The sequence below is a fragment of the Collinsella sp. CLA-ER-H4 genome, assembly GCF_040092395.1.
Lineage (GTDB): Bacteria > Actinomycetota > Coriobacteriia > Coriobacteriales > Coriobacteriaceae > Collinsella.
The window spans coordinates 185476-195827 of record NZ_JBBNLQ010000003.1; the positions used below are offsets into that span (position 1 = coordinate 185476).

A 10352-nucleotide genomic window follows, 5' to 3' on the forward strand; every position below is an offset into this window, starting at 1 on the left:
GTTCGTACGCTTTTTTGAATTTACCGATTGGGTGATCCGTAGGGAACGGGGACGTAAGTTTGACTATGGCTGCTAAGGAAATGACAGAGAGCTGTGCATCAATGGGGGATGCACTAGCTATTAAAGAGATTAAGCCGAGCGGTACGCTTGGTTACCGCTTTATTAAGAGGCTGTTTGATCTGGTGTTCAGTCTTTTGATGAGCGTACTGCTGCTTATTCCTATCGCCATCGTGTGCGTGCTCATTAGTCTCGAATCGCCCGGCAGCCCCATGTATACGCAAGAGCGCGTCGGCAGAGGCGGAAGGACTATCAAGATTTTTAAGCTTCGTAGTATGGTCGCCGATGCTGGCGATGTACAGAAGTATCTGAGTCCCGAGCAGCTACATCAGTGGGAAGTCGAACGCAAGGTTGACGATGACCCTCGTATTACCAAGATTGGTCAGTTTATTCGTAAGTGCTCTATCGACGAGATGCCTCAGTTCCTGAACGTGCTTAACGGCGATCTTTCCGTTATTGGACCGCGTCCCATTACAAGGGATGAGCTTGAACAGCACTTTTCCGACGAGGAAAAGGCTGAGCTGCTCTCTGTTCAGCCCGGTATTACTGGTCTTTGGCAGGCAACCGATCGTAATGAGGCAACCTTCGAGAGCGGCCTGCGCCAGAAGATTGAGCTTCGCTATGTCCAAAACCGTTGTTTTGCGATGGATTGGAAGTGCTTTACTGGCACTTTTGGTGCCATGTTTGGAAAGAAGAGAACGGGACGATAGATGCAGACAAACTTTTCTTCTTCTTACAGTGTGTTGATGAGCATTTACAAAAAAGAAAATCCTGCCTTTTTAATTCAAGCTTTAGACAGCATGCTGAATCAAACGGTTTCTCCTGCCGAGATCGTCATGGTCAAGGATGGTCCGCTTACGCATGAGCTTGAAGACGTGCTCCAAGATTATGACTTCCTGCATCCCGGACTGTTCAATTTTGTTTCGTATGAAAAAAACCATGGACTTGGGTATGCACTGCGCCAAGGCATCCTTGCTTGCTCTAACGAAATTGTTGCACGCATGGACACTGATGATATAGCTCGTCCGGATCGTATGGAGAAACAGCTTGCCGCTATTGATAGTGGTCTCGATATGGTCGGAAGCGATGTTATCGAATTCGTCACGACTCCCAATGAACCTGTTGCGTCCACAGATCTTCCCAAGGGCATCGACGCTATACGTTCTTATTCCAAAAGGCGAAATCCCTTTCGTCATCCTCCTATGACGTTTAGAAAGTCGAAAGTCATGGAGGCTGGTAACTACAGTTCCGATTTTCTCTACTTTGAGGATTGGGACCTTTTTAACAGGATGCTCGCATGTGGCTGCAAGGCGGATAACCTGAAGGAACCGCTTGTTGCGATGCGCGTTAGTGGGGATTTCTATGCTCGCAGGGGGGGCTCGCAGTATCTTAAGTACGCTAAAGCATTTAAGCGTGCTCAAGTTGAGCGTGGCTATTTCACAAAATGCGATTATATCTGTTCTTATTTACCGCATGCCGTCGTCTGTCTGATGCCAAATTCCGTTAGAGCGTTGATATATCGTTTTGTTCTCAGGAGGTCTTAGATATATGGCTTCTGATGTTGCTAAGCCTCTGGTTAGTGTCATTGTCCCCATGTACAACGTGGGTATGTTCGCGCTTCCTTGCGTAAACTCATTGCTTGGTCAGACTTATTCGAATATCGAATATATTATTGTGGATGATGGATGTACTGATAATACTATTGATCTTATTGAAGATGCCGTTGGATCAGACACGCGATTTAAGATTTTGCATAAGGAAAACGGCGGTCTTTCTTCTGCTCGTAACTTTGGTACTCAAAGGTGCCACGGCGATTATGTCATGTATGTTGATGGGGACGATTTGATTGATTCGCGAACTGTTGAGTTGATGGTCGAAGCGGCTGACAAGTATCAAGTTTCGCTCGTTATCGGCTCCTTTGCGAAGACGCCTGTTCTTGATAACTATAAGATGGGGCAGAATGTAGAATTCCATGTTGAATCTGGAATTGAGCATTTACGAAAATTACTTTTATTAAGCGGTGAGAGCGGCTCTGCGTGCGGAAAGCTCTTTGAACGATCTCTTATTAACGACCTTGTCTTTCCTGAGGGGCAGCTCTTCGAAGACATGGGCGTAATTGCTAAAATTTGTTCCAAAATTCAAAAGGTTGCATTCTCTGATGCGTGCTTTTATGCATACGTGACGAGACCTGGTTCCATTACAACGCTCAGAAAGCAGGGTTCCAAGCATGCTAAAGACATGGACAGGACTATTGAGACTGTTCGACGATTTGCCGGGTCTGAATTTCAGGGCGAGTTTGAGTGTTTTCAATCATTCTGTACGCTTCGCGTTGCAATGAGGGTTGATCCGGACGGATTTGATAGTAAGGCTGACGCCCAGAAATATTTGAGGAATGCTCGAGGGCTTGCCTGGAGGGCGTCGAGGAACCCATATGCTTGTTCAAAATGGAGGTTACGCTGTGCTCTCTTTTCTATCTCTCCTAGGGTTCATAACGCTTTCTATGCGTTATATGCTGCAATTTCTGGTAAGGCTATCGGGTAACTCCTGTGATAAAAGGTTGATAAGGTGAGTTTTTCTATTAGCGCGCATCTGTTTAACGTTACTGAATGCCATGGCAGCTTTTTGTATAACATCTATTTTCAAGATGTGTTTAACTGCTGTGTTGGTGTTTTCGACGTGGTTTCGACCGGAGGTAAATCGACGGTTTACAAACGATATGCAAAGCAGGTGTAGAGATGCCAATCTATTTCATTGCCTTTGTGTCCCATATTGCGTTGCTATATTTTTCGGTAAAGATACCTAATAAGCGCGTCAGTTTTCTTCTAGCGGTTATCGCGGTTCTCCCCCTTTGTTTGGTGGCGGGGCTGCGCGATGCATCTGTCGGTACCGATACCTCGGCATATCCTCTCAGGTGTTTTTACGCCTCGCAGTATTATTCGCTCACAGGTGCTATGGGTGCTTGCTCAGATCAAGAGCCGCTATTCGTAATTCTCTTCTGGATCCTGGGGAGACTGACTGGTGATTTCCACGCTGTTCTTTTTCTTTGTGAAGCCATCGTTCTCCTTCCCTATATTTTAGTTGTTAGGAAGTTGTATCCTCGCGGGTATCCTGTCGTAGGTTTCTTTCTTTGTTTCGTTGTGTTCGGTTATACGTTAAACATAATTAGGCAATGTCTTGCTACTAGTATGCTCGTCATGATGCTCTATGAGCTGTTCCGTGAGAAGCGCGTCCCCGCTATTGTTTATTTGGCTCTTGCAGTTGGCTTTCACAAAATGTCTATCATAGGACTTTTAATTTGGATTATTTATATTTCATGCTTCAACCGCAGACAAGAACGTTCATACAAGACCGTTGCACTTCTTGCATGCGTTGGCGTTATCATTTTTGCTATTTGTGTGATTATGATTGGACCGGATGTAATGGAACTCGTGTCTCTATTTACGTCGTCATATAGCTTTCAGATCAAACACGCTGGAATGGGCTCATTTAATATCACAATGCTTATTTATTTTCTATTTTGCCTTGCTATATGGATGTTGGGTAGTAAGGGTTTGACCACGAGCATTGATCGATGGACACTTAATTTTTATACGAGCTGTGGCATAATTTCTTCCTTATTCGCTCAATTTGCGAGCATCAGTCCTGAGCTAATTCGACTCAGTTTCCCTTTTCTTTTCATTTCAGGTTTGGTTTACCCCTTTTTATCTGAAAACCTTGGTAGAGAGCGGTTTCTAACTGGAACTCTGGGCTTTTTATTTTTCGTGTTTTATTTTGTCATTACGTTTGTATATGGCGGCAGCTGCGATCTTTTTCCGTATTCGTCGGCGCTATTAGGAGTTATTTATGCATGACGAAACGCCTGACATCAGTATTGTTGTACCGGTATATAACACCGAGCGTTTTCTTCCCGCTTGTCTGGAATCTATTGATATTCAAGGGACCGGCTCTTTTGAGGTGATTCTTGTGGATGATGGTTCCACCGATGGATCTCCCGAGATTTGCGATGCTTATTGCGATAAGCGTGAGAGAGCCTTCGTTATTCATAAGGACAACGAAGGTCTTCTCGCTGCACGTCGAGACGGTCTTCGTAAGGCGAGTGGGCGTTATATTCTTTCGCTCGACTCCGATGACGCTCTTCTTGAAGGCTGCATCAAAAAGGTATGCGATGTAATTGCCTCGACTGGTGCTGATATCATTTCATTTGACTTTACCATGGGATTGATGCCTATTAAACCCTCGTTAAAAGTTGATATCTGTTCTGGTATGCATACGGGCGAATCTTTTGATGCTGTTAAAAACCTGTTGTGCGGATGCGATTTCAATAGCGTTTGGAATAAGGTCATTCGGAGAGATTTGTTTGCCAGTGATGAGTGGTACTCGAAACGAGTTGGCCTTATGCACGGTGAGGATCTTTGTCAACTTCTTCCTGTTTTCGATATTGCAAAGAGTTTATTTCACATTGACGAGCCGCTTTACTACTATCGTCAGCATGGCGCTAATAGTACGAAGCAGTTTAAAGAGGATCAGATAACTGATTGGAGCTTTGTAAGCGACGAGTTGATTCGTTATGCGAGTGAATGGTCGAGCGATTCAGTAAAAAATGCCAAAAGGGGTATCTGCCGACACTATTGTGATCTTGATGAAGTTCTTTGGCATTGTGAAGTGGATAAAGAGGTGAAAAGGCAATTTGATAAAACAATTAAAAGCGAGTATCAGAGTCGAATCAGCAATTGTCCGGACTTAGTTCATAGTCTTGTTTTGTCAAATTGCAGTATCGTTTCTTTTTCTGCTCGGCACTTACTAAGCTGCTTTAAATGTCTCCGTCGTCTATTTGTATAATGCAGGTCATTATTGCTTTTTTCTAATATATTTAGTTGGAGCATTATTAGTCCTGACCGAGCTTGTCCTTAGCTTTCAATTAAGTGACAAGAATTTACGATTGAACCGATATCAAAGGTTCAGTCTTGTCGTGCGGTGTATTCATTCCTTGGGCTTTAGTTATTTCGGTCGATGCTTAGAAGCTGGTCTTTGCACGTTTTTTCAAAGAAGTTCTCCAACGCCCCCATGGTCTGAGTGAGTCAATAGACGCTTTCGTTTGTGATTTATTGTTTGTAGTCTATTCCTCTATGGGGTGCCGTCTGCGATTGGTCTTGTTGATTGCATGTTGGGGCATCATAACTTAAATGTCCGAATTGATGGAAGCGCATATTTATTCGACTTTGAAGATGGGAGGAGTCAATTGTTGCATATTCTTAATTTAATTAAGAAGGCTATAAAACTTCTACTTTCTAGCCCTATTTATGATGGCTTACTTAGGTTATGTCGTCGTTCCGATTCTATATCCTATGCGTCTAAGGCGAAGCTTAGCATGGTTTCCAAGAGACCATCCAATATGTTCATGCCTATTGTTTTTAAGGAAGGCATATCTTACGACATTTCTATTATTGTGCCTGTATACAACGTTGAAAAATACCTCAAACCTTGCCTTGATTCCATTGTGACACAGGAGTTTTCTGGCAAGTTTGAGGTTATTATTGTAGATGACGGGTCTAAAGATGATTCTGGCGTTATAGCCGATTCGTATGGACTAATGCCTAATGTTCTTGTAATTCACCAAATAAACGGCGGCCTTTCCGCAGCACGTAATGCGGGTCTTAGAGTTTCTCGCGGTAAGTACATCATGTTCGTGGATTCTGATGACATGATCGGGCCAGGGTATCTTGAGGATATGCGGAGCAGACTCGATGAAACATCTGCGGATTTCGTTACATCGACTTTTAGATATATGTCTGATGATGGTTTGCTTGGCAAGATAGAGAACGATAGAGCTAGTTGGATGGTGCCGTGGGGCAGACTATATCGTCGTGAAGTCTGGAATCGACTAGGTTTTCCCGTTGGTGCATGGTACGAAGATCTGATTCATCCGGTATGGATAGATTGCCGCTTTAACGATGAACCTTGTTATGATTTGAGTGGCTATTATTACCGAATCCGTCCTGGATCCATAATGCAGTCTACCCCTACGAATGTTAAAGGGCTTGATTCGTATTGGGTTCTTGATGAGTTGATTTCTTTACGTGCAGAGCTGGGGATTAATTATAGTCAGGAAGACTTCAATCGCATTTTTCCTTTGTTCGGACCGCTCTTGCTTGGGAGAACTGTCGCTCTGGACAACTGCGCTCGTAAGATTTTATTTGCTTGTTGTTGTGACACGTTCAATTCAATTGATGAGTTCAGCAGGGTGAGTACTTCGATGAATGGTAGATGGAAGGATATTGAGAAGGCTCTGCGCACTTCGGATTACAGCCGCTATCTTCTCGCATCGCTTTCTCTAGCTGCTGATGGGGTAACTGGACTCAGCCTTTCAGATGCTATTCATATTTGGGTGAACAGGAACAGATAAATAATGAAGATTGGAACGATTACTTTCCACGGTGCTTTAAATTTCGGGTCTGCACTTCAGTCTTATGCGCTTCAAGAAGTCTTGAAAGGCATGGGGCATGAGGTGCGAATAATCGACTATCGTTCTCGTGACTATGAGCAATATAGGTTTTTCCAACCTCGCCACCCGAAGATGACGCTGCGCGCAATGCGCTGTTGGCGTAAGCAGTCGTCTAGAAAGGCTGCATTCGCGGAATTTTCTAAAAAGTATTTCAGGCTTACAAAGAGACCGTATTTCTGGAAAAAAGAAAGTGATATGTACGAACTCGCTGAGCAGTTTGATTGTTTTATTTGCGGAAGCGATCAAATTTGGAATCTCGATTGCACACAAGGTGTTGTTGGCCCCTATTTCCTTTCATTTGCCGGAGATAGTCGACGAGTTGCTTACGCTCCCAGTCTTGCTCATACTTTCTTTAGACCGGAGAATTTTGATGAGCAACTTGTATCCGATTTACTTTCAAGGTTTGATTTTTTGTCTGTTCGCGAGGAGGAGACGGTTCCGCTATTTCAGCCACTTGTCGATACGCCTATCGACGTTGTTTTAGATCCCACACTTTTGTTGGAATCCGATGACTATACCGACATGGCATCTAAAGATGTCTTGCAAGGTGAATATATTTTCATGTATCTTTTGCGTGAATGTCCTGAGCTTATCGAGAGCACCGTCGCGATGACGGAGGCAACAGGCATGAAGGTGGCTTATATATCTGAGAATAATCTAGATATCCCAAATTCAATTAACCTGTTTGGCGTTGGCCCTGAAGAGTTCGTTTCTCTTATCGCACACGCAGACCTCATCGTTACCAATTCCTTTCATGCAACTGTATTCTCTGTTCTCTTCCATAAGCCCTTCCGCGTATATGCAACAGATAAGTCTGGTGCGCGTATGCGCGACTTGCTGGGCAATATCGGGCTGTCTGACCGTTGCGTCAACGTTATGTGTGCCGACGATGTTCCTCCTTGTGACTGGGGTGATGTGGACTCTCTTCTTGATTCTCTGCGTGAGCATTCGTGGGCTTATCTTAGAAAGGCGCTTTCGTAATGGGAGAGACAAGCCGACTTATCAAAAATACCGGCATTATCGCAGTTGGCGGCATGGCAACAAAGCTCGTGTCGTTTCTTCTGCTTCCGCTCTATACATCGGTTCTTTCCACTGCTGATTACGGCACCGTAGACTACATCAATACTATTGCTTTATTTTGCGTTCCTGCGGTTTCGCTGCTGATGGATGAAGCGCTGTTTCGGTTTCTCATTGACTGCCGTACCGATGAGGATCGGTCTACAGCCGTGACAGCGTCATGCGCTGTACTTCTTGCCGGATGCGTATGCTTTGCAGTCATGGCGATTCTGGTATGGTTGCTTTTTGAGCCTGAAAATCTTGGCTGGGTCGTGGGACTTGTTGTTGCTGGCGCGCTTCTGCAGATGGCTTCTGCTGTCCTTCGTGGTTTCGGGGATACCGTGGGATATTCCGTCATGAACTTTGCCGCGAGTGCTTTTACCATTTTGCTCAATGTTCTCTTTATCGCCGTTCTTCGCTGGGGCGTTGTGGGTATGCTATCTGCAACGGTCATTGCGCAGGGCGGTGTTGCTCTCGTGTTCATGGTAATGCGGAGGCTCTGGCGTTATATCGATCCGTCGGCCCTCTCTATCTCCTATGCTTTAAACCTTCTACGGTATTCATTTCCGCTCATCCCTAATAAGGTTTCCTGGACTATTAATAACTTGCTGGACAGGCTCATTATCATGAGTACGCTTGGGCCTTCTGCTGCCGGCGTGTATGCAGTGTCGTACAAGTTCCCCGGTATCATGGATCAGGTGTATGGCTTTTTCTATCAGTCTTGGAAGGAGAGTTCAGCTCGAGCCCTAAACTCTGATGAGGATGAGTCGGCTTTCTATAACTCTGTGTATCGGGCGCTAAGGCGTTTCATGATGAGCGTCGTTCTGCTTATGTCCGCGCTTATGCCTCTTGTGTATGGCGTCCTGATTAAGGGTTCATTCGGCGAGGGCATGTTGTATGTACCGATATTGCTCTTGGCGACGTACTTCAGCAATATTTCCGGTTTTTATGGCGGTATCTTCACCGCACATAAAGAGACTGGAATTATGGGAACCACTACTGCGGTGTCTGCTGCTCTTTGCGCCCTGCTGTGTGTCTTGTTGATTCCACGCTTTGGTCTATATGGAGCGTCTTTTGCAACCCTCTTGGCGATGATCGTGGTGAATGAGTACCGCAGGATTAAAGTCGCTAAGTTTGCGAAGCTTGTCGAAGACCGGGCTGAGCAGATTCTGACTTTGGTTTCAATTCTTGGAGTGTTCGCCTTTTATTATCTGTCAGCCTACGGTGCTGGCTTTTTGAGCGCTATTGCCTGTCTTGCAATTGCGTTGGCTTTTTTCGGTTATATGAATGCGGACATTCTGCGCAAGTTGCTTTCGGTTCATAAATAGGGGGGGGGGGTAACTGCATGTCTACTGTGAAAAGGGGAGAAATTCCCACGCTGTTTGAGTCGCCATCGCATTGCTGCGGTTGTGGAGCGTGTGCCGCTAGTTGCCCTAGAGGCGCCGTTACCATGTCCGAGGGTAAGGATGGGTTCGTTCTTCCTGTAATTGATGGTGATCTTTGCATTGGCTGCGGCGCGTGCATTAAGGCGTGCGGTCTTAACCGAGGGATAGGCTTTAATTCCGCCGGACCGTTCTTTGCCGCCGCCGGTAGGGACGATGTCTCGGAGTCCGCCTCCGGTGGCGTTTTTGGTGCATTTGCGCGTGAGCTTATTGCTTCTGGTGGGGTCGCATATGGCGCTGCCTATGAGCGCGAGGGGAGCATCCTTCGGGTGCGGCACCGTCGCGCGGCGAGCGTTGACGGGCTTCGTCCACTGCTTAACTCAAAATATGTGCAGAGTGATGCCGGAGCTTGTTTTGCCGACGTGAAGGCGGACCTTCGCGAGGGGAGGCGGGTTCTTTTCTGCGGTACGCCTTGCCAAGTCGCCGGCCTTAGGGGCTTTCTCGGAGGCGATTATGAGAACCTGACAACCGTTGACCTGGTCTGCCACGGCGTCCCTTCCGGCCGCATGTTCGCGGATTGCGTTGAGGGCTATGGCAGACAGCTTGGGTCTCCCGTGGTTGATTTCCGGTTTAGGTGCAAGCGCGAGGGGTGGGACAACTCTCTTCTTCTATTTCTTCTTCTTGAGGACGGAAGAGAGGTCACCATTTCTGCGGCGAAATCCCCCTACTACGACATGTTCCTGAACCTCAAGACTCTTCGCGATAGCTGCTATAGGTGCCCCTATGCAGGGAGATTTCGCGCCGGCGATCTTACCATCGGTGATTTTTGGGGCGTCGACGTTAATAGGCCCGACGTTTTGAAAGATGCTGAGAAGTTTAATCAGATGAAAGGTGTCTCCTGCTTGCTGGTGAATAACGACCGCGGCAGGGAGTTTATTGAATCCAGCAACGCTCTGGACTTGTACCCTGTCGAATTTGACGATATCGCTAAAGGCAACGATCAGCTCCGCCGCCCGAGCACCCTTCCAAAAGACAGACAGCTCTATATTGACGCATTTGTCGAAGGTGGTTGGCATGCCATTGAGTGTATGTATAAAAGGCGTGAGCGGGGAATATTTTTTTATACTAAGAAAATAGCACGAAGGCTTCTCCCTGAATCATTTCGGGAGATTGTCAAAAAGTATTTGAAAGATCTTGCAGACTAGGTAAGGACCCATGCCTGGGCGGGCCCCCCGTTGGGCTCGTAGAGCCATACCGTGTTGCCCTCCGAGGTCCGCTGCCCCCGGTCGTCCAGCGCCAGCCCGGAGGCGGACGTGAATGAGTAGCGGCCTCCGCCCAGGGCCGAGACGCGCCAC

The 10352-nt window shown here is 46.4% G+C and carries 9 protein-coding genes; all 9 read left to right on the top strand.

Features of this window, described 5'->3' with window-relative positions; all coding sequences use genetic code 11:
• Window positions 1–65 precede the first annotated feature (65 nt).
• The 9 genes from AAAX34_RS04220 (at window position 66) to AAAX34_RS04260 (ending at window position 10202) form a co-directional block, all read left to right on the top strand.
• The gene (locus AAAX34_RS04220) at window positions 66–767 is read left to right on the top strand and encodes a sugar transferase (protein WP_271759665.1); all 702 of its coding nucleotides are present in this window, start codon (window positions 66–68) and stop codon (window positions 765–767) included.
• Window positions 768–1601 carry a glycosyltransferase gene (locus AAAX34_RS04225; protein WP_195239705.1) on the top strand — a complete coding sequence of 278 codons (834 nt, stop codon included), beginning with the start codon at window positions 768–770 and terminating at the stop codon, window positions 1599–1601. It begins immediately after the preceding gene.
• Between the two features lie 4 nt (window positions 1602–1605).
• The gene (locus tag AAAX34_RS04230) at window positions 1606–2598 is read left to right on the top strand and encodes a glycosyltransferase family 2 protein (RefSeq protein ID WP_195239706.1); all 993 of its coding nucleotides are present in this window, start codon (window positions 1606–1608) and stop codon (window positions 2596–2598) included.
• Between the two features lie 194 nt (window positions 2599–2792).
• A complete protein-coding gene (locus tag AAAX34_RS04235; RefSeq protein ID WP_195239708.1) occupies window positions 2793–3908 on the top strand; it encodes an EpsG family protein in 1116 nt (371 codons plus the stop codon).
• Window positions 3901–4896, top strand: coding sequence for a glycosyltransferase family 2 protein (locus AAAX34_RS04240; RefSeq protein WP_195239710.1), 996 nt, complete (start codon window positions 3901–3903; stop codon window positions 4894–4896). The genes AAAX34_RS04235 and AAAX34_RS04240 overlap by 8 nt, the downstream gene beginning before the upstream one ends.
• A 529-nt stretch (window positions 4897–5425) precedes the next feature.
• Window positions 5426–6460 (top strand): glycosyltransferase family 2 protein, encoded by a 1035-nt coding sequence (locus AAAX34_RS04245; RefSeq protein WP_195239712.1) that lies wholly within the window; start codon window positions 5426–5428, stop codon window positions 6458–6460.
• A gap of 3 nt (window positions 6461–6463) precedes the next feature.
• A complete protein-coding gene (locus AAAX34_RS04250; protein WP_195239714.1) occupies window positions 6464–7540 on the top strand; it encodes a polysaccharide pyruvyl transferase family protein in 1077 nt (358 codons plus the stop codon).
• Window positions 7540–8943 carry an oligosaccharide flippase family protein gene (locus AAAX34_RS04255; protein WP_195239716.1) on the top strand — a complete coding sequence of 468 codons (1404 nt, stop codon included), beginning with the start codon at window positions 7540–7542 and terminating at the stop codon, window positions 8941–8943. Before AAAX34_RS04250 ends, AAAX34_RS04255 begins: the two co-directional genes overlap by 1 nt.
• Window positions 8944–8960: 17 nt before the next feature.
• The gene (locus AAAX34_RS04260) at window positions 8961–10202 is read left to right on the top strand and encodes a Coenzyme F420 hydrogenase/dehydrogenase, beta subunit C-terminal domain (protein ID WP_195239718.1); all 1242 of its coding nucleotides are present in this window, start codon (window positions 8961–8963) and stop codon (window positions 10200–10202) included.
• Window positions 10203–10352: the final 150 nt, after the last annotated feature.